Raw genomic sequence first — 24481 nt, forward strand, 5'->3', positions numbered from 1 at the left:
GTGGAGATGGTCCCTTCTGCATAGTCTGATTGCTTATTTCTCTTCCTCTGCGTGAGCAGCGATGATCTTGTCGGCCATCTGCTTAGGCACTTCCTGATATCTCTCAAAGTGCATCTCGAAACGACCTCTACCCTGTGTCATGGAACGCAGGCCCAGCGCGTAGTCGAACAGTTCTGCCTGCGGCGCCTCTGCCATCAGCTTCTGCTCACCGTTGGCCTGTGGCTCCATACCCAGGATGCTGCCGCGCCGCTTGTTCATATCACCCATGACAGCGCCCATGTAGTCATCCGGTACATAGATGTCCATATGCATGATGGGCTCCAACAGGCACGGATTCGCCTCAACGATTCCCTTCTTGAAAGCCAGGCTTGCTGCCAGCTTGAAGGATACTTCGTTGGAGTCTACCTCGTGATAGGATCCATCGTAGAGGACGGCCTTAATGTTGACGCACTTGCAGCCAGCCAGGGGGCCCTTCTCCATGCATTCCAGCAGACCCTTCTCAACAGCCGGTACGTAGTTCTTGGGTACACTTCCACCGAACAGTTCCTCGGAGAACTCCAGTCCATCCTCCTGAGACGGAGAGAACCGGATGTGTACATCACCGTACTGCCCGGCACCACCGGATTGTTTCTTGTGTTTACCCTGTACGTCGGAATTGCCCTTGATGGTCTCTCTGTACGCGATCTTCTGCGGTACGGTGTGCACGTTCACACCGAAACGATCCTTCAGTTTCGCCATGACGATGTTCAGCTGCATGTCGCCCTGGCCGCCCAGGAGAGTCTGGTGGGTCTCTGCGTTACGCTCTACGGTGAAGGACGGATCCTCTTCCTTCAGACGGTTCAGACCTGTACCCATCTTCTCCTCATCGTTCTTGTCATCTGCTTCCACGGCCACATAGTAAGTCGGGGAGGCGAAGTCCACCGGCGGGAACTTGATCTGCGAACCCTTGTCGCAGAGAGTATCACCTGTCTCGGTATACTGCAACTTGGCAACGGCACAGATATCTCCAGCAGCGATAGCTCCTACCTCGTTCTGTTCCTTACCTCTCATGCAGACGACCTTGGCCAGCCTCTCGGTCTTACCGGCTCTGTCGTTGTACATATCCTGGCCATTCTCCAGCTTGCCGGATACGACCTTCATGATGCTGATCTTGCCCACGAACGGGTCAGCGATAGTCTTGAATACGAAAGCTGCCGGAGCACCGTCCACGGAGCATTCTCTCTCCACGGTCTCCCCTGCATCGTCAGTACCCTCATAGGGAGCATGCTGCAGCGGGTTGGGTGTCAGTTCCTGCACCATATCCAGGATCCCGGCTACACTCTGCCCCATCTGGAACAAAGTCGTGCACACGGGAACGATGGTCCCTTCAGAGATGCCCTTGACCATACCGGTCTGGATCTCTTCCTTGGTGAACTCCTCACCCTCAAAGAACTTCTCCATCAGGTCCTCGTCTGCGGAGGCGATGGCTTCCATCAGGTCGTCATCCACGTCCTCCAACGGCAAAGTGATGGGAACCAGCGCATCGCCAAACTTCTCCTTCAGCTGTCCCAGCGTGGTATCAAAATCGAACTCGTCTCTGTCTCTCTTATTGATCACGACCATGCGCGGCATGTTGTAGCGCTCGCAAGCCTTCCAGGCCTTCTCGGTACCGACCTGTACGCCGGAGCCGGCATCCACCATGATCACGGCAGCCTCTGCAGCCCTCATTGCCGCGTTAACCTCACCTACATAGTCGAAGTATCCCGGTGTATCGATGAAGTTGAGCTTGGTGTCCTTCCACTCCACAGGGACGATGGAGGTGTTGATGGAGAATCCCTTCTCCTTCTCCATCTTGTCATAGTCGGATACGGTGTTTCCATCCTCGACCTTTCCGGCCTTCTTGATCACACCTGTCTCCAGGAGTGCCGCCTCGAGGAATGTGGTCTTGCCGCATCCGCCATGTCCAAGCAACGCAACGTTTCTGATATTTTCACTTGTATAGCCCTTCATAAAAAGACCTCCCTTAAAATATAATCGTAAGTCAACATAACCATTCTAACACAAAAGAATCTGGTGTACAATGTATTTTTGAATAGTCAGTCAACTCGGTCACTTCGCCTCTTTCAACACACAAAATAACGGAAAAAACAGCGATATCGCGTACGTCTCATCATCCTTCACTTCACAACGTCCACCCATACTTCGCATCATAATTTCGATGTTCCGAACACCGATGTGGGTGCTGTCCTCCTCAGGCTCATGGGTGGTTTTCCTGTTTCGGAATCGAAGGACAGCCTCCTCCCCGGTATTCACCACCTCTATCTCCACCGGTTCTTCAGCATTCGCGTATTTCTGTATGTTGGAACAGATGTTTTCCATGATGCGACTAATATCGTCCGTATAGACTCTTACGCATTTAGACGCCGGGAGATCCACAAGTGCCCTAACCATGAAACCCTGGTCCTCCAGGTTGATGATCACATCAGACAACTGATCCTCAAACGCTTCAGGAAGACTTTGTGTACACAGTTTCCTCGTCTGTCGCATTCCCGCAGCCAGGAACTGACGAAAGAGATCGTCGGACAAAGTCTTGATCCGGCGCCCCTTCTCCATAGAGGTGTCGATGAATTGCTTCATCTGGACCTCATCGCGGTACTTTTCCTTCTGAAGCAGTTCCAGATAGAGAAGCAATGTCGTCAAGGGAGTGCGCAGGTCATGGGCCATCCCGGTCACCAGTTCCTGATTAGCCTGAAGCAGCCGATCACTGCGGTCTATGTTCTCTTTCAGCGCCAGCCGCATATCATCGATAGCACCAGCCAGGGAGGCGATCTCGTCCTTTCCGCGGATCATGACTCGATGCTCCAGATCGCCGGACTCCAGGAGCCCCACTTGCTCCTCCAGGTGCTCGATGTCCCTGATCTTCCCGTATACAAAGTATAGGAAGATCAGCAAAAACAGGAGGATCGTCAACACGATCTCTACCACAAGAGCAACCGTGAAGTAACGATCCGCGTAATCCCAGTGGAGCTGTAGATCCGCCTGCCGGTCAGAGAACTCCAGCTTGTAATGGGGTCGGCTCTCATTGTTGGTGATCTGTTTCCCTTGATAGTCCTCTGAGTCGTAGATCAGTTCCTTCTTCCCAACGTTGCTGATATAGACAAAAAGCCCCTTCTGGGACTGCATCCATCGGTTCATTTCCCTCACATCGTGGGAGGAGAGATGATTCTTCGTAATGAACGACTGGAGTTCCTGCGCCTTGTCTGCCATCTTGTCCTTCCACACGTCCTCATCGGCAAAGTGATGTGCAAGGAGCATGTTTCCTGCCGTATGCAAAAAATAAAAGAAGATCAGCGATATGATCGCGGCGATCACCACGGAAAAGATGGACTCGTTCCGGAGACCCCCTTTAATATAGTTTCGTCTAGCCAAATCGATAACCCTTTCCCCAAATGGTTTTGATCAGTACCGGCTCCTGTGGGTTTTTCTCGATCTTCAGACGCAATTTTCGGATGTGTACCATCACGGTGCTTGCAGAAGAATGGAAGAAAGGCTCTTCCCACACACTCTCGTAGATGTGTTTGGCCGAGAACACCATCTCCGGATGACTGATCAGGAGCATCAGGATTCTGTATTCGATGTCTGAGAGCATGACCTCTCCTCCATCGACCCAGACACGGTTGCAGTCTTTTCGCAGGCGTACACCCGCTCTCTCTATGCAGGCATCTTCTGCCGCCACATTCTCAGCATCCTTGCCTTTGTACACATGAAAACGCCGGATCTGCGCCTTGACCCTTCCCAGTAGCTCTGAGTAGGAGAAGGGCTTGGACAGATAGTCATCGCCCCCCACCATCAAGCCCAGAAGCTTATCCGACTCCTGATCCTTGGCAGTCAGAAAAAGTACCGGAACGTTGGAACTCTTTCGGATCTCCTCACATGTCCGAATACCGTTCATTCCCGGCATCATCACATCCAGGATCACCAGATCCAAAGCTTCGTCGATCAAGGAAAGACACTGTTCCCCGCTCTCCGCTTCCAGCACCTCGTAACCCTCGCTCTCAAGCAGGATCCGAACGCCTTCCCGGATGTCTCCATCATCTTCTGTTACAAGTATTCTGGCTTTCATACTTCCTCCCGCGGCTTTCCAGGATCCGAGAAAAGCCCTACCAAATAACGATAGAAATCTGACTTATATGCCTTCTCGTCTTTGGAATCGCCTGTTGTTATATATATAATACGCTTAAGCGCCGGATTGTCAATCTCATGTAATTGAACTCCTCTGGAAGGCTCTCCCCAGGATCGAACCGGCCAGAATGCAATTCCCATACCGGCTGCCACAAGATCATTGATGGCCCGTGGATCCTCACTCTCGTAAGCCACCCGGGGATCAAATCCCCCCTCCATGCACTGCCCCACAGCGAAGCGACCGAATTGAGTGTTTCGCGGCGGCAGAATCATATCTTCGTCCTTCAACTGGTAAAGACTCAATTTCTCTTCCATGTCTCTTCCTGCAGAGACGGCAACCTTGATCCTTTCTGAATACAAAGGCACCGATTTCCACTTGCCAACAGGAGAAGGCATCAATGAGATCCGATAATCCCAACCCGTCTCTTCCTCGTTCTGCGTAAGACGGAATCTCACATCCTGGTGTTTCTTCCGGTACGCGCTGATGATACCTACGATCAGAGAATGACATGCCAGTGTATTGAGATGAATGATCTTCGGTTCCTCCTTGCTACGATGCCGGATGGCCTCGGGAACGTTATCCAGTTTCTCGATCAAAGGAGTCAGTTCTTCGTAGAACTCCTTCCCTGCCTCCGTCAGCTGGATATTCCGTCCCTTTTTCTGGAACAAAGCAAATCCTACATCCTCTGCCAGATGCTTCATAGCCAGACTTATGGCCGGCTCTGCAATGTGCAGTTCCCTGGCCGCCCTCGTCATACTTTCGTACTTGGCCACCTGTAGAAAGTATCTTGCTCTCATGATATCCATGACATTCCCTTCTCTTTCTCATACTATCATTGATCTCATATACAATTATCCCACTAAAATCTTAAGATTAATTAAACATTTCTCTTAAAGATTCTTAAGTTTCAAACACTCCAAAAAGAAAAGTAAGAGACCGCTTTCGCGGTCTCTTACCACAGGTTTATAAAATTTACTCCATGCCAAACGAATTACTATGCATCCAGTTCTCCCAGAGCCTCTTCCTTCTCTCTCTCTCTTTCCTTCAGGATGTGCTCGTATTCCTCGTCGGTCATCTTCATCATGGTGATTCCTGTGAATCCGTAGAAGATGGATACCAGAGGATTGATGAGGTTCAGAAAGGCGAAGTAACCATACCCGCCTTTGCCCCATGTCGGGCAACCCAGGAACTTCTGCATGGTAGCGCCGCAGGTGTTCCATGGTACGAGGGAAGAAGTGATGGTTCCGGCATCTTCCAGACATCTGGACAGGTTGCGCGGAGCAAGCTTCATATCCTCGTAAGTGGACTTGTACATTCTTCCCGGAAGTACGATAGCCAGGTACTGGTCTCCTGCGATGACGTTCATCAGGATGCAGGAGAATATGGTTGCGGTAACCAGTCCGCCGCGGCCCTTGGCCACCTTCAGGAAGGACTGTGCGATCGCGCCCAGCATTCCGGAAGCGTCCATGATGCCGCCGAAGCACATGGCGCAGAGGATCAGGTTGATGGTCCACATCATGCCGTCCATACCGCCTCTGCCGTCCAGCAGCTGCTCTACGTTGTACTCACCGGCAATCTCAGGAGGTACGGTAGTCGCTGCCTGCAGGGCTGCAAACTCGTCATTGGACAGATCCATCAGACCGCCCGCATCCGGATTGATGGATGCGATGGCATCTGCGTTGGTGGTCTCCCAGTTGGTGAAGGTGTCAGTGTAGGACGGAACCTCATACCCATAGTGCATGATTCCCGGCCACTCTGCCAGAGACACTCCGTTGAAGATGGAGCCGATGATCAATCCGGCGACGATGCCTGCCGCCAGGCCCGGGATCGCAGGGATCTTCAGGGCGACGATCAGGATGACCAGGATCGGCGGGATCAGCATGAACAGGTTGATGTTGAAGTTGATCTGGCATGCTGCTCTCATCGGCTCAACGATATTCATGCTGCCGGATCCGTTGACGTTCTTGAATCCCAGGATCAGGTACAGGATCAGCGCGATGAGCAGAGATGGAGTAACAGTGTAGATCATGTGGCTGATATGGTCGAACAGGGTGGATCCTGCCATAGCAGGAGCCAGGTTGGTGGTATCCGACAGCGGGGACATCTTGTCACCGAAGTAAGCGCCGGATACGACTGCGCCTGCCGCCATACCGGTCGGGATGCCCAGACCGGTAGCAACACCGATCAGCGCAACGCCGATGGTGCCTGCGGTGGTCCAGGAAGAACCGGTAGCCAATGCTACGATGCAGCACAGCAGGCAGGCAGCAAACAGGAAGATGGACGGCTTCAGGATGAGCAGTCCGTAGTAGATCATAGCCGGGACCACACCGGCAGCGACCCAGGCGCCGATCATCAGACCGACTTCTGCCAGGATCAGCATAGCCTGCATGGAACGGTTGATGGAGGCCAGCATGCCGGCCTCAAGGAATGACCATTTGTAGCCGTTAGCCGCAGCTACAATTGCAGCGAATGTCGCTGACGTTAAAAGTGCGATGTGTACTTCGCCATAGTCACAGGCGAATGCATCCCCCAGAAGTTTTCCGAGGATGCCCAGGCAATACATAAGTACGATGATGGTTACGAGAAACACCACGTATGCTTGCCATAGAGGTATCTTTTTACCCATAATAAGTCCTCCTAAAAAAATGGCACAAGGTAAACAATAAACCTTATCATAATTATAATGCGCGGGTCTACATACCGTCCAATATCCTGTCAGTACAAAGACCCACGCATTAATAATCTGTATTTATCATTCAGGAAGACCTTCAATGTCAACCGAACTCTACTCGCTTTTCGCCACCTGCATCATGATGGCGCACTCCATCCGCTTGCGGAAAAGCTCGCATCCATACTCGTAGACACCCCGGATAGAGCCGGTTCCGTGGTAAGCGTTGGCAGCGCATCCGCCGGCACAGTATAGCCTGGCCCAGCACTCCCGACACTCCTCCCGTGCGTAGACGTTGCACATCTTGAAATCCTGCTTTGTGCTCTCGGCCGTGATCCCGTGCCAGATGTCCCCCATGCGGAAGGCCTCCTCCCCCACGAATTGGTGGCAGGGGTAGAGATCCCCCCAGGGAGTCACCGCGAAATACTCGGTCCCAGAGCCGCAGCCGGAGATCCGCTTGTAGATGCAAGGACCGCCGGTAAGGTCGATCATGTAGTGATAGAAGGTGATGGGATGACCTTCCTCCTCCCGGCGCAGCATGTCCCTGGCCAGGATCTCGTACTGCTCCTTGATGACGGGCAGATCCTCCTCGGTCAGCGCGTAGGGCTCTCCCGGGGCACAGACCACCGGCTCCATGGAAAGTTTGTCAAACCCCAGGTCAGCCATGTGGAAAATATCCTCGGTGAAATCCGTGTTGGCGTGGGTGAAGGTGCCACGTATGTAGTAGTCCTTTTCCCCGCGAGCCGCCACGAATTTCTGGAACTTGGGCACGATCTCGTCGTAGCTCCCCCTGCCGTCCAGGTGCCTGCGCAGTCTGTCGTGTACTTCCTTGCGGCCGTCCAGGCTCAGCACCACGTTGTGCATCTCCCGGTTGGCAAACTCTATGACCTCGTCGGTGATCCCCACCCCGTTGGTGGTCAGGGTGAATCGGAAGTTTTTTCCGGCATCCTTCTCGATGGACCGGGCGTAGCGGACAGTGTCCTTCACCACCTCCCAGTTCATCAGCGGCTCGCCCCCAAAGAAATCCACCTCCAGGTTATGCCTGTCTCCGGAGTTCTCGACGAGGAAGTCGATGGCTCGCCGGGCGGTCTCTGGGCTCATCAGGGCCCGCTCTCCGTGGAACTTCCCCTGCCCCGCGAAACAGTACTCGCAGTCCAGGTTACAGGTATGCGCCACGTGCAGGCACAAAGCCTTCACCTCCGTGTGTCTTTCCTTCAGCACCCCGGCCGATGGCGCGAAGTTATCTTCTGCGAACAGCTTCCCCTGGGCCTTCAGGACCTCGATATCCTCGATGGTCTCGTCGATATCTTCTGGCGTAACATCCGGCCGGTGTCCGTAGCGAGCCAGAACCTCTGCCTTGACATCCTCCCTGCTCTTCTGCTCACAAAAAAGGCGGATGATGTCGTAGGCGACATCATCCACGCTATGTACAGACCCGCTGTTTACATCCAGTACTATGTTGTAGCCGTTCAGCTTATACTGATGTACCATGTTACTCGGCCTTCTCGCAGTTCTGGTTGGCAACGCCGCAGGATGTCTTGCAGGCAGACTGGCAGGAAGTCTGGCACTCGCCGCATCCACCGTTCTTGGCACTGTCCTTCAGGTTTCTGGTCTCGATAGTCTTAATTCTTTTCATGGTAATACTTTCCTTTCTACTTTTTGATTCACTTAAATTAGAAGCGCGGTAGGCCGTTTCCGATCACACTTCGCCTCCGGCTCGTGTTCTCGGACGTCCCTCGCGGAGGACCTACCATCGATTCTGCCTTCGCCTTTGGCTCGGCACAATCGGATTAGAACTCTGCGGTCTTGGGCGTTCTCGGGAACGGGAGTACGTCGCGGATGTTGCTCACACCGGTGATGTACATGATGATGCGCTCGAATCCCAAACCATAGCCCGCGTGCTTGACACCGCCGTACTTCCGCAGTTCCAGATACCACCAGTAGTCGGCAGGATCCATGCCCAGCTCCTTGATCCGCTCTTCCAGCACATCCAGACGCTCCTCTCTCTGGGAGCCGCCGATGATCTCGCCCACGCCGGGCACCAGCATGTCGCAGGCCGCCACGGTCTTACCGTCGTCGTTCAACCGCATATAGAAGGCCTTGATGTCCTTCGGATAATCGGTGACAAAGATCGGCTTCTTGAATACCTTCTCCGTCAGATAGCGCTCATGCTCCGTCTGCAGGTCGATGCCCCACTCCACCGGATACTGGAACTTCTCTCCGCAGTTTTGCAGGATCTCTACCGCCTTGGTGTAGGTTACCCGCTCGAAATCCGAGTTGGCCACGTGATTCAATCGATCCATCAGCCCCTTGTCCACGAACTTGTTGAAGAATTCCATTTCTTCTGGCGCATTCTCCAGCACGTAGTTGATGATATACTTCACCATATCCTCTGCCACCTGCATATCGTCCGTCAGATCCGCGAAAGCGATCTCCGGCTCGATCATCCAGAACTCAGAGGCGTGACGAGCTGTGTTGGAGTTCTCCGCGCGGAAGGTCGGTCCAAAGGTATAGATGTTCCGGAAAGCCATGGCGAAGATCTCTCCCTCCAGCTGGCCGCTGACGGTAAGATTACACTCCTTGCCAAAGAAGTCCTTGCTGTAGTCGATTGCACCACCTTCTGTCCTGGGAAGTTCCTCCAGAGGCAACGTAGTCACCTGGAACATCTCTCCGGCGCCCTCCGCGTCACTTCCGGTGATGATCGGTGTATGCACGTACACAAAGCCTCTCTCCTGGAAGAACTGGTGGATGGCATAGGCTACCAGGGAACGCACCCGGAACACGGCCTGAAACAGGTTCGCTCTTGGCCGCAGATGAGCGATCTCCCGGAGGTACTCCATGGTATGACGCTTGTTCTGCAGCGGGTAATCCGGTGTGGACTCCGCCTCGATCACCACTTCGGTGGCCTTGATCTCGAAAGGCTGCTTGGCCTGCGGGGTCTTCACCAGGGTGCCCTTCACCAATACACCGGAGGAAAGATGCGCCTTAGCGATTTCCTCGTAGTTGGACAGTTTCTCCGATTCGCACACGATCTGTACAGGGCTGAAGAAGGATCCATCGCTGATGGCCAGAAAGCCAAAAGCGTTGGAGCTGCGGTTCTGGCGGATCCAGCCCCGCACAGTCACTTCTTTGCCGTCATAGGCATCTGTGTTGCGATACAGTTCTCGTAGTTCGATGTCTTTGATTTCCATTCCTGTTGTTCGTTCCTTTCCTATTTCTTAGGCTTGAAAGAGCTCTTCAGTCCCACGATCAGATTGAAGACCTTCTCCTCGTCGGTAGTCAGTTTCTCATCGGCAATGTAGTAACCGTGACGGAAGAACTGGAACCGTTCGCCTGGCTTTGCCTCCGCCAGAGAAGGCTCTCCATAGCAGATCTTCTCCTCTACGGAGTTCTCGTTGAAGATCTCTTCTCCTTCCTCATTTTCCTTATACAGGTAGTCATAGTTACGGACTCGTATCTTCACCGCGGTCTTTGCGTCCACGAAGTGTATGGTGCCCTTCACCTTCCGGCCCTCGAACCCACTTCCGGATCTGGTCGCAGGATCGTAGGTGCAGTGAAGCTCCTTGATGGTGCCATCCTCGTTCTTGATGACCTCCTCGCACTTGATGAAATAGGCGCCCTTTACCCGGACCTCATTCCCCGGGAAGAGACGGAAGTATTTCTTGACGGGGACCTCCATGAAATCCGCACCATCGATGTAAATCTCTCTGGAGAAGGGGATCTCACGATTCCCCATTTCCGGCACGTTCCGATTGTTCTCCATCTCCACCATCTCGGACTTGTCCTCCGGGTAGTTGGTGATGATGACCTTGATGGGATCCTCCACCACGTTGCGGGCCTGGACCTTGTCCTGCAGGTCATCCCGGACGCAGTGTTCCAGCATGGCCACATCGATGGTGCTGTTGCCCTTGGCAACACCGATCTCCTCGCAGAAGTTGCGGATAGATTCCGGAGTGTATCCCCGGCGGCGCAGCCCTGCAATCGTCGGCATACGCGGATCATCCCAGCCCTCCACCATGCCATCGTCCACCAGGCCTTTCAACAGGCGCTTGCTCATGACGGTGTTGGTCAGGTTCAGCCGGGCAAACTCGATCTGCTTGGGTGGGTTGGGCCAGAAGCCAACGTTCTGAAGCACCCAGTCGTAAAGCGGCCGGTGATCCTCAAACTCCAGTGTACAGATGGAGTGTGTGATCCCCTCTATGGCATCCTCGATGGGGTGTGCAAAATCGTACATCGGATAGATGCACCACTTATCTCCTGTATTATGATGCTCCGTATGGGCGATGCGGTAGATGATAGGGTCTCTCATGTTGATGTTGGGAGAGGCCATGTCGATCCTGGCCCGCAGGGTACGCTCTCCGTCGGCGAATTCGCCGGCGCGCATCCGCTCGAACAAAGCCAGCGCCTCCTCGGGGCTCTGGTTCCGGTTGGGGCTTTCCTTGCCCGGCTCCTTCAGGGTACCTCTGTATTCCCTCATCTGTTCCGGGGAGAGGTCATCCACATAGGCCAGGCCCTTCCGGATCAGTTCCACAGCAGCCTCGTACATGGTATCGAAATAGTCCGATGCCCAGAGGCGCTTCTCCCACTGGAAGCCTAGCCAGCGTACATCCTCCTCGATGGAATCCACGTACTCCACGTCTTCCTTGACGGGGTTGGTGTCGTCATATCGGAGGTTGGTCTTGCCACCGTACTTCTGCGCGGTGGTGAAGTTCAGGCAGATAGACTTGGCGTGACCGATATGGAGGTAGCCGTTCGGTTCCGGCGGGAAACGGGTGTACACCTTGCCGCCGTACAGGCCGGACGCATTGTCCTCATCGATGATGTTGTGAATAAAGTTGTTTGACTTGTTCTCGCTCATAAGGTTCCTTTCTCTGTTGCTGTCAGCGTATCCTCTAGCTGATACCGGTCTCATTGACGATCTGCTTACTGATCTTGCGTACTGTCTTGCTCGGTTTATAATCTTCCTGGGCGAACGCCTTCTTATGGAGTTTCTTCACATTGCTGTTCAGGGTAGTGGGCACCGCATACCAGACACCTCCCACGATCCCGCCGTAGTAGGACTTGGGCCATGCGATGCCTTTCTTCATGTCCATGCCGCGCATTTTCAGCATCAACGTGGACAACTGCATCCGACTCATGTTGGTCCGGATCTGCGGCATGACCGTCTCTGCCAGCTCATCGGCCTTCCATGGCTGGGTGACGGCTTTCTTCATGACGCCCTCCACGACCTTCTTGTAACGCTTGGCACGGCCTGTATCTCCGCCGGAATTCTTACGGATTCGGCAGTAGGTAGTGGCCTGTACGCCGTCCAACGTCTGGACACCAGCGTGTTTTACCTTGTGGAATTTCTTGCCTACGTTCTTTCCGGTCTCCTTGCCGTAATGGTTCAGGTCCTTCAGTTCCTTCTTCTTGACATCCACCTCGATGCCGCCTAGGGTATCCACTGTGTCCGCCACGGCCTTCCAGTTGAACACTACGTATTCCTGGATGTTCAGATCCAGGTTTCGGTTCAGAGCCCGGGTGGTGTCCATGCCTCCGCCGAAGGCGTGGGCATGGGTAACTTTGTCGAGAGTAAGTTCCCCATCAGAGCCCTCGATCTTCAGGTAGGAGTCGCGCATCACAGAAATGAGCCGGGACTCCTTGGTCTTTTTGTTGATGCTGAGCACCAGAATGGCGTCCGTTCGGCTGCCCTCATAGCCCTCTCCCTTACGTGCATCTGATCCCAGGATGGCAATGTTGCGGTATCCGCTGAGACTATCTGCAACTCCCGCGTCAATGGCAAAGTTCTTGTCATCGGTATCCACGCGATCCAGATGGGAAGTGATCTTCCAGAAATTGTATCCGGCAAAAACCAGAAGGGCAATCACGAGTACGCCAATAAGCGCCAGCACCCTCTTCAGGCGTTTGCCTCTGGGCTGTCGCTTTCTGGGAGCACGGGCTGTCCGCACTGCTTTCGGGGCGGCTTTTCGTCCAGTGGCCACCTCTCTGACGTTTGGCAGTGCATTCCTGCTGTGCTTGCCGTGTTTTCCGTGCTTTCCTACTCTTGATGACATATAGTCATCATAGGTGAAACTCTGGTTCGGCTTGTGGGCCGGTCTGGGCTCTTCCTTCTGTTTCTGTCCGGATTGCCTGGCCGCCCTGGCCTGCCGCTCGTATTCCTCAGCGGCCTTGGCATACGCAGGATCTTCCAGCTTACGGATCAGATCCTTGCTGTAATGCGCATGTTCAAAATCTACTGTCTTCTTATTCATAACCTATATATTCTACCATCTGCAGAGGATAATTGCAACGTCTGCGTTCTAAAAAAACCCGGCATAAAGCCGGGGGATTGTTTTGGCGGACGGGAATCAGTCCAGTGTCAGGGATGGTGCCGAGTAGGTTCTTCCGGCCAGTTCCTGATCCAGCATGTACAGGCCCTTTCCATCGGTGCCGAACAGTTCCATCTTCTTGATAAGAGTGCTGGCGTTGTCCTCTTCCTCTACCTGCTCCTTGACGAACCAGTCCAGGAACTGCATGGTCTTGAAATCCTTCACATCATAAGCTGCCGCATAGATGTTGTTGATCAGACCGGTAACATACTGTTCGTGCTCATAGGCCTTCTGCAGGGGATCCATCAGGGTCTTCAGCTCTGCCTCCGGCTTGTCGATGGCCAGAAGCTCGATGCTCTCTCCGCACATCTGCAGAAACTTCAGCATCAGCATGGCGTGATCTCTCTCCTCCTGCGCCTGGATCGTGTACCAGTTGTTGAACCCGCTGAGTCCCTCATCCTCGTAGAAGTTTGCAAACTCCAGATACAGGTACGCAGAATAGAGTTCCTTGTTGATCTGGGTGTTCAGTAAATCCTTCACGTTCTTATCGAGCATATCTTTTCCTCCTATATACTATAATAATTCTTTAAAGGTATCCAGCGAAATGTCCCCGTTGCTGCGCATCCTGGGCAGCAGCATGGGGTCGTTCCCCGGATAGATCTTTCCGTACTGGGTGGTGAATGCCACGCGGAAGCCTGCGTCCTTTACGGCCAGCGCGCACTCCTCGGTGTAATCTCCAAAGGGATAGGCTAGCGCATCCGATGTTCCCAGGATGTCCTGGGATTTCTTCAGATCCGCCACGATCTCATCGTGGCCAAGGGCCGTCATGATGCCGCCGTGTCCAATGAGACCTCCCGGCTTATGCATATCATGGGAGTGAGACTGGAACTCCACATGCTGCGGCGGATCATTCTGCAGCAGCTTCTGTATTTTCTTTCCTTTCTTGGACGTGATCACGAAGGATGTAGCGTGCACATCGTACTTCTCAAGCAGGGGGATCCCGTTCTTCAGGAACCCATCGGTAGCATCATCAAAGGTGAGCACCACGCTCTTCTCCGGCAGGTCGATCTTCCCGTTCAGGTAGCGCTCCACCTCTTTCCAGGTGGGGAAGTAATACTCTTCCTCTACCAGGAACTGCAGTTCCTCCTCCAGGGTCGCTGTTGAGACCTTGTTCGGCGTGACCTCCACCGTCAGATCCTCCGGGTCATATACATCGTGGTACATGATCACAGAAAGCCCTCTGGCCGCCCCTTCCTCGGTCTGTTTGGGAAAGTCGACCTTGACGGTGCGCTCCGCGTCGGCTGTGTTCCCACGCTTGTCTGCCACATGATAGCGCACAGTGTAGGTGCCCCGCTCCTTCAGATCCGGCACATCCACCTCCACCTGGTCGGTCAGATCCTTCCCAAAGGCATCCACCGCTGAATACCCGGGTTCCTTGAACTTCTTCCCCTGACGGACCTTCACGGTGTCCTTGCCCTCCAGTGTCAGTGTGGGCGGAAGCTTCTCCTTCCGGGCCAGTTCCTCGGCTCTTGCCTTATCATCCATGAACTTCTCCGTGGCGATGTAGGCAGTCAGTGCCAGCGCACTGAGCAAAACCAGGATGATCAATACTCTGCCAATAATCCCCTTCATGTCGTGCTCACTTTCTCTGTTCGATACAATACCCATTCTCATTTTACCACAGAAAAGGGGGATATGGCAATGATCTCGTTCTACGTAAAAGGCTTCCGCCCTGTTCAGAGGATTGGAAGCCTATCCAGTTAAATCTTTTCCAGTTTACCCAGGCTTTGTGCAAGCTGCAGTAGTTCCTCCACGCGCCGATTGGCGGTGCCGCGGGGAAACTCGGCGTAGATCACCCGGCCACAAAGCCGGATCAGCTCCTTCGCCCGCTCCAGGGCAGCGTCACTGATCTCTTCGAAGGGTCTCTCCGTGATCACTTCGCGCGCCAGCAGTCTGGCCAACCGGAAATCCACGTCGTTTTCGTACAGGATGCCCGTCGCAAAGGACCTGTTCTCCTTCTGCAGTTTCCTGTAGACAGGGATCCCCGTACCGCAGGAACTGATGACGAACACGTCCGGTGCGTCCTGCACTGCCGATCCCGGTGCCTCTGCCGCGCCATACCCCCAGCCTTTGCCGTTAGGGGCGGGGAGTTCGATGCTGCCGAACAGCGGATCGAAGAACCCGTTGTCGATCTCGTAAAGATCCCTGATCATGTTTTCTTCAAATATCTCTTCCGGTGAACCGTACCGGTAGATGTGGTCGCCTTTCACACAGATGACCTTGTCTGCGATCTTCTCCGCCAGGTCAATCTCATGAAGGGACATGATCACGGTGATGCCTTTCTCCTTCGCCATGTTTCGCAGGATGGAGAGGAGTTCCAGCTTGTAGCGGACATCCAGGAAGGAAGTGGGCTCGTCCAGGATGATGAGTTCCGGATCCTGGCAGATGGCCCTGGCCAGCAAGATGCGCTGACGCTGGCCATCACTGATGGCATTGAAGTCCCTGGGCCCCAGCTCGGTGGCGTTGACGGCGGCGATGGCCGTATCTACCATGGCTTCATCCTCTGGGCGCAGCACACCCAGACGACCGGTGTAGGGATAGCGGCCGCTTGCGACGATATCATAGCAGGTCAGAAGTTCCGTTTTCAGGCGCTCTGTGAGCACCACTGCCATCTTCCGGGATAGCTCCGCATACGGGATACGGTGGATGTCCCGACCTTCCAGACTCACACCGCCGCGGATCTTGGCCAGCTGCCGGGTAATGGTCTTCAGAATGGTAGACTTGCCGGCACCGTTAGGACCGATCATGGCCACGATCTCGCCCTTTCTGATATCCAAGCAGATATCTCGAATCAGCGCCTGCCCACTGTAACCCACAGACAGGTTATCCAAGGAGATATAACTGTTCCTATCCATTAGCCGAGCCTCCTTTTGCTGATCATCATGTAGATCACCACGGGGGCACCGAAGATAGCGGTCACCGTGCTGATATTCAGTTCCTGAGGTGCGAAAGCCAATCTGGCGATCAGGTCACAGATCATGCAGAACACCGCTCCGCCCATCATACAGCCCGGGATCACCACCAGCGGTTTGGAGGTGCCCATGGCGCCCTTCACCAGGAATGGCGCCGCAATGCCCACGAAGGAGATGGGACCCGCGAAAGCTGTGACACAGCCGGAGAACAGGCTGGACAGCACGATCAGGAGCACACGGAACAGGCGGATGTTCACCCCGATGCTCTGGGCATAGGACTCGCCCATCTGGAACGCGCTGATGGGCTTTGACAGGAGCATGGTGACCACAAAGCACACACCCACCACGCCCAGGCAGATAAACACATTGCTCCAGGTCATGCCTGAGAACGTTCCCTGATTCCAGTTGTGCAGGTTGGCGATGTCCGAATCCTCCGCAAAGGTGATCACGAACTCCGTCACGCCGGTACAGATGTAGCCCACCATGATGCCTGCCACCAGAAGTGCTGACATATTGTGGATCCTACGGGAGACCGCCAGAATGAACATGGTGGCGATCAGGGATCCAACAAAGGCTGCCACGATCAACGTATAGGAGGAAACATGTTCCATGTTCCGAAGGAACACGATCAAGGTGATGGCAACCACCATCTTGGCACCCGAAGAGATTCCCAGCACAAAAGGCCCCGCAATGGGATTGCGGAAGAAGGTCTGCAGAAGGAACCCGGACAGTGCCAGCGCCCCTCCCAGGATCCCCGCCGTGATGATCCGTGGCAGGCGAATGGTCCACACGATGTCCATCGTCTTCTCCGATCCGTCACGAAGGAAGATAGCGCGGGCGATTTCGCCCACGCTAATATGTACGTTTCCAGAATTGATGTTCACCACGGTGATCACCAGAAAGGCCACTGCCATCAGCACGAACACGATGGCGCACCGCAGACGGCGCCGCGCATTCTCCCCATGAAAGCCCTGTTCCATACTTTACTCCAATCTTGTGATATACTTCAGATCCTTTGGATCGTCTTCAGCAAACAGCTTGTGGAAATCCATAATCATATCCGCTACCAGGTCCGTCCGTTGGTACATCGCACTCTCAGTGACCCAGCAGTTGTTGTTTTTCACGGCCTTCATCTGTTTCATGATGGGATCCTTGCCCAGCAGCGCCTTCATGGATTTCACGCTGCCATCGATGCTCCCGTTGTATACGATGTAGTCCGCGTCCTTGGCAGTGTCATAGAACTGTTCCATGGACATGTCGATGGAGATTCGACCGTCCTCGTCATCCAGATCCTTGAACACGTACCGCGCTCCCGCGATATCGATCATCTTGGGGATGTAGTCTGTGCTCCGTCGGACGACGACTTTGTTATCGGTAGAGATATAGAAGAACGCCACGGTCTTCTCTGTGTTCTTGAAGTCATCCAGCGCCTTCAGTTCCTCCATCTGGCGGTCAAAGAACGCGTTCGCTTCCTTCTCGTGATCGGTGAGCACGCCGTAGAGCTTGATCCACTCTGCCCGGCCCATGGGGTCCGACTCGTAGCTGGCCCGGTCGATCATCACCGGAACGCCCAGGTCCTCGATCATCTCCTGTACTTCTGGGGTATGTTCGATCATGGTGGACTCCAGCGCCAGATCGCATCCTTCATCCAGAATGGTCTCGTAATCCGGCTGGCTGTACTTGCCTGCGTAGAGGATCTTTCCCTCCTCCATGGCCTTCTTCGGCTCGTCAAAGGTCCATGCCTCTTTCTTGATGGAGCTCATGCGCACGTGATCCATCGCGTCCATGGAGGCGAACATAGCCATGGACGCTGTAGCCGCCAGGTAGATTCTGTCGATGGGTTTCTGGAGGACCTTGATATCTTCGTCCAGACCCTCAGGAGCCTCCTTCCCCTCCGGCACCAGCAGGAATCGCTGGTGATCGTGGATGTCGATCAGATCATACCCGTCCTGATAGCGGTAAACGCTGAACTCCTTCGCCCGTTCCAAGGGCAGTTCTGACTCATAGGTCAGGCCCTCGATCTGGGGGGCTTTGTTGTCAGAGTCGGCTTTGTTCCCGCCGCCACCGCAGCCCGTGCACAAAGCCATCATCACCATGACCGCAGCCACCACCAGGGCCAGTACCCGTCCTTTCTTACTTCTCATCATTGCTCTTACCCTTCAGTTTCTTTTCTTTGTGATCTTTCATGTACTTCTGGAAAACTTTCTTGGCCAGGTCTTCCTCGCCATAGATGGCGCCATAGACCTTGATCCACTCTGCCTTGGCATAGTTGGACTTCTCCGCATCGGCGCGGTCCACCAGCATGGGGATCGACAGGGCTGCAAAACGCTTCTGGAGGACAGCCAGATTCTTCGTCTTCTGCTCGGACTCTTTCTTTGCCTCTTCGTTATCGCTGCCGCCCAACAGGCCTTTCTCCTCTGCCTTGACCTTCTCTGGAAGCACGCTGCCCGGGAGCACGGCCAGCTTGACCTTTTCCTTCACTACTTGGGCATAATCAGGCTTCTGTACATCGCCGGTGACCTTCACTTTGCCCTCGTCCAGGGCCTTTCTGGCAGCGTCTTGCAGATCCGCCTCATCCATTCCCAGGAGAGAAACATCGTCCATGTGCTTCAACTGTTCCAACTCGCTGGCCACCGTGTTGTCGAACACATAGGTGCTCTTCACTGGCTGCTGGATGATGATGCAGTCCTTGTCCAGGCCCGCAGGGATCTCCACGCCCTTTGGTACCACCAGATAGTTTACCACGTTGTTCTGGTAGAGGTCCGCCGTGATCTCGTTCTGGGATCTGGCGATGGGTTTGCCCTCTTCATCATACTCTATCTTTTCGCCATTGTCTTGCTCTTTTTTCTGTGCATCGGCTTTCTTTTCTGCCGCTTCCTTCTTTTCTTCCTTATACAGAGCCGTGTCCTTGGCCTGATCCAAAGAGATCAAGGTGATGCCCTTCTCGTAGCGGAAGATCTTGAAGTATTCCGCCTTCTCCACCACCTTGCCCTTCTTCACCTTCAGCCCTAGCAGGTCCGGAGCTTTGTCGGAGAGTTTCTTGGTGCTGGTCAAATGACCGTCATCGCCCTTGGCCGCATCGGCGCTGGCACCCGTCGCCCCCTTCTTGTACACAAAGATATTGTACTTGATCCAATGGGGCTGGGACATGGCAGTGGTCCTGCCGATGATGGTGTTGTTGGCGTTCAGCTTGATCGGAATCGTGAAGGTGGAGTTGCCACCCCCGCTCTTGGAGAACACCCGGCCGCTGGCCTTCAGAGAGTCGTACTTGCTGCTGCCAAACACGATGGTGGCATAGGCCTTGCCGCCGGTGACGGTGATCTTGGTGCACTTGATGTACGCCAGGCGGCCTGAGCCACCGCTCCAACTGAAGCGGTCCGGTGCGTAGACACCGTCCTTCAGGCTGGTCTTGTTGTTCACCGCTGAGGTGCTCTTGCCTCTGTCATCCTTCCACTTGGAGACCTTGTCCTTCTTCTTGTCGGTCAGTTTGATCTTCCCCTGCTTGCCGGAGGTAGCGTATTTCTCCTCCTTGGCCTTGGGCTTGGTGGGCGCCACCGTGGTGCCGTCCTTCACCTTCACTGCCCCGGCGCTGTAGAAGATGATCCACTTGCCCGCCCGCCAGGGGTCGGTTCCCGGGTTACCATCCGTCTCATACTTCTTGGAATGAGGCGTAATTGCCAGTTTCTTATCCAATGCAGACACCGGAACCGTAAAGGTATAGTACCCATTGACGATCTTCGCCTTGCTCCAGTTCTTGATCCCTGCCTTTTTGGCCTGAGCCGGGGTACCCATATATACATAGTCATATCCGTCACCATTCAGCGTGATGGTGGCTGTCATCTTGTTGCCCTTCTTGACCAGGATCACCTGCACTGGATCCTTCTCCTTTGGATACAGGTTGAACATGACCCGGTCTGTAGTCGCCTTCACCTTCCAGGTACCGTCAGAGAGCTTGGAGGTGGTAGTTGGTGTCGGGTCCGTTGGCTTTGTGGGAGTCGTCTGCCCGCCCGGCTCACCGGAGTTTCCGCCCGGCTCACCGGAATCACCGCTCAAAACATCCACCGCATAGCCTTCCGGCACGGTAGTCTCGTCACTGATCTTCTCCGGATTATCGGACAAAGCAATGTGATACGTATACTGCACCCAGTGGGGCACAGTCATAGCAGTGGTGCGGCAGGCAGCCGGCATATCTTTGTTCAGAGTCACCGGCACATAGGCGTTCTGGCCGATAAACCGGTACACACCTGCCTTCCCCTGATCCTTCGAAGGATCGTAGAGGGTCTTGTCTTCTTCGTTGGTGCCTGCTGTCCCCATGTAAATGTGGCTCATCTTGTTGCTGGAAGCCTTGAACAAGGCCGTTACCTTGCCATTCTCGATGATGACCCGGTCACAGTTGACGGTGGCCTTTCCGGTCCCACCTTTGAAAGTAAAACTGTCCACCTTGTAGGTGCCCTTCAGTTCTGTGGACACCTGTGTTTCCTCTGAGTAATCCGTGGGGATCGTGGTGTCATCGCTGAGCTTCTGCGCGTCCTCTGCCAGAGTAATCTTGTACTTGTAATTTATCCAGTGGGGCTCGCTCATGGCGGTGGTACGCGCAGCGATATCCCCCTCCTCCTCCAGGACCACCGGTACGTAAGTAACCTGATCGATGATCCGGTAGACATCTTTCCCCATCTTGCCGCTGGCAGGATCGAAGAGAGAAGTGTCCTCGTTCCCTTCGGGTACTGTTCCCAAATAGGCGTGGGTCATCTTCTCACTGCTGGCCCGGAAAATGGCGGTGGCCTTGCCATCCTTCAGGATGACCTGGTCACAGGTCAGTTTCGCCTTGCCGGTGCCGCCGGAAAAGCTGAAGGTGGACGGTTTGTAGGTGCCGTCTGTAAGGGCCTTTGGACTCTTCTTTAATTTCTTTATAGAAGACTTCTCCTTGGCAGTCTTCTGCTCAGCAACCTGCTCCTGTTCAGCAGAGGACTCCTTCTTACTTGCCTTCTTCTCCGCAACCTTTTCGGATTCCGGCGCCGGAGCTTCCTGAGGTTCTTCCTGGGGCGGTTCGGGAGTGACCACCGGCTCCTCTGCCGGAGCCTCCTCCTGGACCTTCTCCTCTTCGGCTTCTGGTTTCTCCTTCTCGACCTGAGTTTCTGTCTGGGCCTTCTTCTGGACCGGCTCCTCCGTCCCATCCTCCGCAAAGCCCATGGCAGCAGTGGACATCACCATCATCAGGATCAGTCCTATGGAAATCAGTTTTTTGATCGTTTTCTCCTTCAATTTATTTCTCCTTAAAACTTATGAAGGGAAAACCCGCTCTGTGGCGGGTTTCCCATATAAAAGATTGTCTGGAGCAATCTTATTTCACCTTGACGGTCTTGGTCGTGGCCTTCCCGAAGATATCGGTCTTCTCGACGGTCTTGTAGCCGCGGATGGTCACGATATACTTTGTCTTCTTCTTGAGCCCCTTGATGACCTTCTTCTTGGCTTTGACACTAACCTTCAGAGTCTTGACAGGCTTCTTGGTCTTCTGCTCAACGACCATGATCTGGTAGCCGGCGAACTTGGTGTTCTTCTTCCATTTAACAGTTATTTTCTTCTTTCCCTTCTTGACCTTTACCTTGGCCAGAGCGATGTTCTTGATCTTGTTCTGCTCGGTTTTGATCCTATCGGTTTTGATCCTATTGGCCTTGGCGGTAGCAGCCTGCTTCCCAGTGTTGGAAGTAGTCGAAGGCTTAGTTGTCTTTTTGACCAGCCCTTTCACTGCGTCATCAATAGCTTTCGCCATCAAATCAACCTCATCCTGCTGTGTCGCGAACTTATCCTTCTTACCTACGGCCTCTTTCGCCTTTGTTACTGCTGCTACTGTTTCGTCAGTATAAATACTCAGATCTCCAGGAATCTTTGCGATAGCGGCATCCACTGCCGTGTAATCGGCAATACTTGGATCGATCACTAATGTACCATTCCCTTCGTCCAATGTTGCGATCCGTTCATACCATGTACCGTTCTTCTTCGATTTCAGAGACAGATAAAACGGCTCTCCATTCGCCAGCGTCTTCAGAGTTTCAGGCTGCCCAAAGGTCTCCACCCATTTGACGGGGATCGTAAACACATTTCCATCCGCAAGCGCAATCGTCTTCTCAGCCGCATTTGCCTCTGCAAACGTTCCGACAAACGCCTCGCTGTAAGACTCACTTCCCATCTCGAGAACAAGATCAGCCTTGTAGTTATTAGAATTTGGCCCCCCAACTGTATCCAACTTTGCGGAGTTCACCTTCAGCATCTTGACATTGTTTGTCACTGTGATATCTCTACTGAACTCATAGTCACCTGTAACCAATGTACCTGCCGCACGATCAAGCTCCATCTGTCTGGGATAAAACGCTCTTGCCAGAGAGTTCTGCCCCTGCAGATACTTCTGATAGTAGGAATCAGACACCGCCACCAGCGGCATATAAGACTCCCCATCTTCCACCGGAATTCTGAATTCCCACTTACCGGCTGCATTCAAATAGCCGTGGATCCACGAGTCATTCCCATTATCTTTGCTGCCATCTCCATTGGCTACAGCCTGCTCATAGGTTCCCTTGTACAGTTCATGATAGCCTTTACCGCTAAGAGACATGACCAGGTAAGTCTTCCCCTCTGTGGTTTCCAGCGATGCTGTCTCGGCTTTGAACATGCCAGTGTTATTAGTGATGGCCAGATTAACAGGTTCTTCGATAGTAGTACTCAACGAATACATGATCGGTCTTGGCATACTCGAGGAGACTCCGCCGAAGTAGGTCACACCGTTCAGGTCCACCGGAATCGGGTAGTTATTATTCGAATCGCGCTCGATTGACTTACCACCGACCCACACACTTGGGTATGAAGTCAGTTTGGCTTTCGTTGCCGCACCACTCGTCACATAGATGTTGGCTGTCGCCTGACCGTTCTCCACGGTGACGCTCTCAACCCACCAGTTTCTTGTGCGGCTCGAATCACTCTTACCCTTGTCGGACTGGGAACTGACGGCCGGCTCAGATGTTGTCGTGTAGGTACCATCTGTCAATACGGTGTTCGTATCGATCTCATATGAGCGCACTGCCCACAAAGCGGCCTCCAGAACGCGGCCGTAGGACTGACCGTCTCCGGATGGATGGTTGAATGTTTTGTCGATCGTCGCCTGATCCTCTGCTGAAAGAGCCTCATAGTCGGTCTGAATAGCTTCGACCTTTTCGCGATCCTCAGCTTTGAAATCACGCGGATCGTTGGACAATTCCCCAATCGCTGCTGTAACGCTTTCCAGAGTCGGGCTACTCGTCCCTTCCCCATCCGCAAACGCAGCCACGCTGCTGAATGCAAACACCACACACACTGACAGCAACAGCGTCAGTATCTGTTTCAACTTACTATTCATACTTCCTCCTTCTCATGACACAATGTTTTGTGAAATAACCACGCGCATCGCTGACCGCCCGCATCTTCGGTACGCAGGGCCCAAAAACCAGCACGACCTCCTCCACAAACCATGGAGAAGGTCTACACATAACAAAAGAAATATTGACGAACCTTCTTCGGAAGTTCATGGCATCAATCTCAGATTCGGCAGGTTTCCTGACTCTGGTTCCTCGCAACAGTACGTCTTCTCAGGACTTGCGCCGTTGCAGGCTGTTTCCCAATGACATCGTGTACCGAAACTCCCCATTACAGTGACCGGATCGTCCAGGACTTGCACCTGATTCCCTATTATCCCACGGCCGCGCAGGCCGGGGCACCGAACTGGCTTCGTATTCAGTTTTACGCTTCTAATATTCTACCATAAATCTGCCGCCTGTCAATGAGGAATCTACCGCGGGATGCGGGCCTGAGGAGAAAGGACCCGAATAGCGACAGGAATGTCGCGTGGGGAAACTCTCAGGTGAACAGAGTATTGATTTCGATACTACCCGCACCCCTTCCCTGTGCAGTCATCTTCCAAAGACAGGTTCTGTGTTGACAGTTACCCCATTACCGCAGTATAATTACGGGTGGAATAGTACGCTTTGCAGTGCCCTGCGGTAATAGCGGGGATAATAGGGAATCGGGTGGAAATCCCGAGCGATCCGGTCACTGTGAGGGGAGATGCGTACAGCGATCGCCATTGGACGGCTACGTCAGGTGAATCAGTCGATTCGCCCGCCTCCGCCCGAGAAGGAGCTGTACACGATGGATCCCTGAGCCAGGAAACCTGCTGCATTGTAAGTTGGAGAAACGCTTCCGGAGAAAGCTGTCCAATCACACCATGCAGTGGGGTCTGCATTTTTGATGTGTTTATGAACTGTCTTCTCGCAGGAGGAGGCAGTTTTTCTTGTTGTGGAGAAGGCAATGCCGGCAGAGTTCCCCAGAAGCGTACAAGTCATTT

Annotated in this window: 17 protein-coding genes and 2 riboswitches; all 17 genes read right to left on the minus strand. The window is 53.8% G+C overall.

Annotated features, from left to right (window positions below):
• Positions 1-33 precede the first annotated feature (33 nt).
• Positions 34-1989 (minus strand): translation factor GTPase family protein, encoded by a 1956-nt coding sequence (locus P156_RS0105900; protein WP_027869332.1) that lies wholly within the window; start codon positions 1987-1989, stop codon positions 34-36.
• Between the two features lie 99 nt (positions 1990-2088).
• Positions 2089-3408, minus strand: coding sequence for a histidine kinase dimerization/phospho-acceptor domain-containing protein (locus tag P156_RS0105905; RefSeq protein WP_027869333.1), 1320 nt, complete (start codon positions 3406-3408; stop codon positions 2089-2091).
• The gene (locus tag P156_RS0105910; RefSeq protein ID WP_027869334.1) at positions 3401-4102 is read right to left on the minus strand and encodes a response regulator transcription factor; all 702 of its coding nucleotides are present in this window, start codon (positions 4100-4102) and stop codon (positions 3401-3403) included. The genes P156_RS0105905 and P156_RS0105910 overlap by 8 nt, the downstream gene beginning before the upstream one ends.
• Positions 4099-4968, minus strand: coding sequence for a LysR family transcriptional regulator (locus P156_RS0105915; protein WP_027869335.1), 870 nt, complete (start codon positions 4966-4968; stop codon positions 4099-4101). Before P156_RS0105915 ends, P156_RS0105910 begins: the two co-directional genes overlap by 4 nt.
• A gap of 188 nt (positions 4969-5156) precedes the next feature.
• Positions 5157-6788, minus strand: a complete 1632-nt coding sequence (locus tag P156_RS0105920; RefSeq protein WP_051600716.1) for a Na+/H+ antiporter NhaC family protein — start codon at positions 6786-6788, stop codon at positions 5157-5159.
• A gap of 159 nt (positions 6789-6947) precedes the next feature.
• A complete protein-coding gene (gene scfB, locus P156_RS0105925; protein WP_027869337.1) occupies positions 6948-8321 on the minus strand; it encodes a thioether cross-link-forming SCIFF peptide maturase in 1374 nt (457 codons plus the stop codon).
• Position 8322: 1 nt separating this feature from the next.
• Entirely contained in the window at positions 8323-8466 is a 144-nt protein-coding gene (scfA, locus tag P156_RS11785) for a six-cysteine ranthipeptide SCIFF (protein ID WP_034802308.1), read from the minus strand.
• Between the two features lie 154 nt (positions 8467-8620).
• On the minus strand, positions 8621-10021 hold the full coding sequence (gene asnS, locus P156_RS0105935; RefSeq protein ID WP_369770423.1) for an asparagine--tRNA ligase: 1401 nt from the start codon (positions 10019-10021) through the stop codon (positions 8621-8623).
• A 20-nt stretch (positions 10022-10041) separates the two neighbouring features.
• The gene (locus P156_RS0105940; RefSeq protein ID WP_027869339.1) at positions 10042-11688 is read right to left on the minus strand and encodes a glutamine--tRNA ligase/YqeY domain fusion protein; all 1647 of its coding nucleotides are present in this window, start codon (positions 11686-11688) and stop codon (positions 10042-10044) included.
• Between the two features lie 34 nt (positions 11689-11722).
• Positions 11723-13081 (minus strand): LCP family protein, encoded by a 1359-nt coding sequence (locus tag P156_RS0105945; protein ID WP_027869340.1) that lies wholly within the window; start codon positions 13079-13081, stop codon positions 11723-11725.
• A gap of 96 nt (positions 13082-13177) precedes the next feature.
• The gene (locus P156_RS0105950; protein WP_027869341.1) at positions 13178-13693 is read right to left on the minus strand and encodes a ferritin; all 516 of its coding nucleotides are present in this window, start codon (positions 13691-13693) and stop codon (positions 13178-13180) included.
• Between the two features lie 18 nt (positions 13694-13711).
• Complete coding sequence (locus tag P156_RS11790) at positions 13712-14770, minus strand: polysaccharide deacetylase family protein (protein WP_185752151.1); 1059 nt, start codon at positions 14768-14770, stop codon at positions 13712-13714.
• Between the two features lie 128 nt (positions 14771-14898).
• A complete protein-coding gene (locus P156_RS0105960) occupies positions 14899-16053 on the minus strand; it encodes an ABC transporter ATP-binding protein (protein ID WP_027869342.1) in 1155 nt (384 codons plus the stop codon).
• Positions 16053-17090, minus strand: a complete 1038-nt coding sequence (locus P156_RS0105965; protein WP_027869343.1) for an iron ABC transporter permease — start codon at positions 17088-17090, stop codon at positions 16053-16055. Before P156_RS0105965 ends, P156_RS0105960 begins: the two co-directional genes overlap by 1 nt.
• A gap of 3 nt (positions 17091-17093) precedes the next feature.
• On the minus strand, positions 17094-18254 hold the full coding sequence (locus P156_RS0105970) for an ABC transporter substrate-binding protein (RefSeq protein ID WP_027869344.1): 1161 nt from the start codon (positions 18252-18254) through the stop codon (positions 17094-17096).
• Positions 18244-21372, minus strand: coding sequence for a hypothetical protein (locus P156_RS0105975; RefSeq protein WP_027869345.1), 3129 nt, complete (start codon positions 21370-21372; stop codon positions 18244-18246). Before P156_RS0105975 ends, P156_RS0105970 begins: the two co-directional genes overlap by 11 nt.
• Positions 21373-21451: 79 nt before the next feature.
• The gene (locus P156_RS0105980) at positions 21452-23497 is read right to left on the minus strand and encodes a hypothetical protein (RefSeq protein ID WP_027869346.1); all 2046 of its coding nucleotides are present in this window, start codon (positions 23495-23497) and stop codon (positions 21452-21454) included.
• A 169-nt stretch (positions 23498-23666) separates the two neighbouring features.
• Positions 23667-23874, minus strand: a riboswitch (cobalamin riboswitch).
• 234 nt (positions 23875-24108) lie between these two features.
• Positions 24109-24330, plus strand: a riboswitch (cobalamin riboswitch).
• Positions 24331-24481 lie beyond the last annotated feature (151 nt).

It is taken from the genome of Eubacterium sp. AB3007 (assembly GCF_000688015.1).
Taxonomy (GTDB): domain Bacteria; phylum Bacillota; class Clostridia; order Peptostreptococcales; family Anaerovoracaceae; genus Aminicella.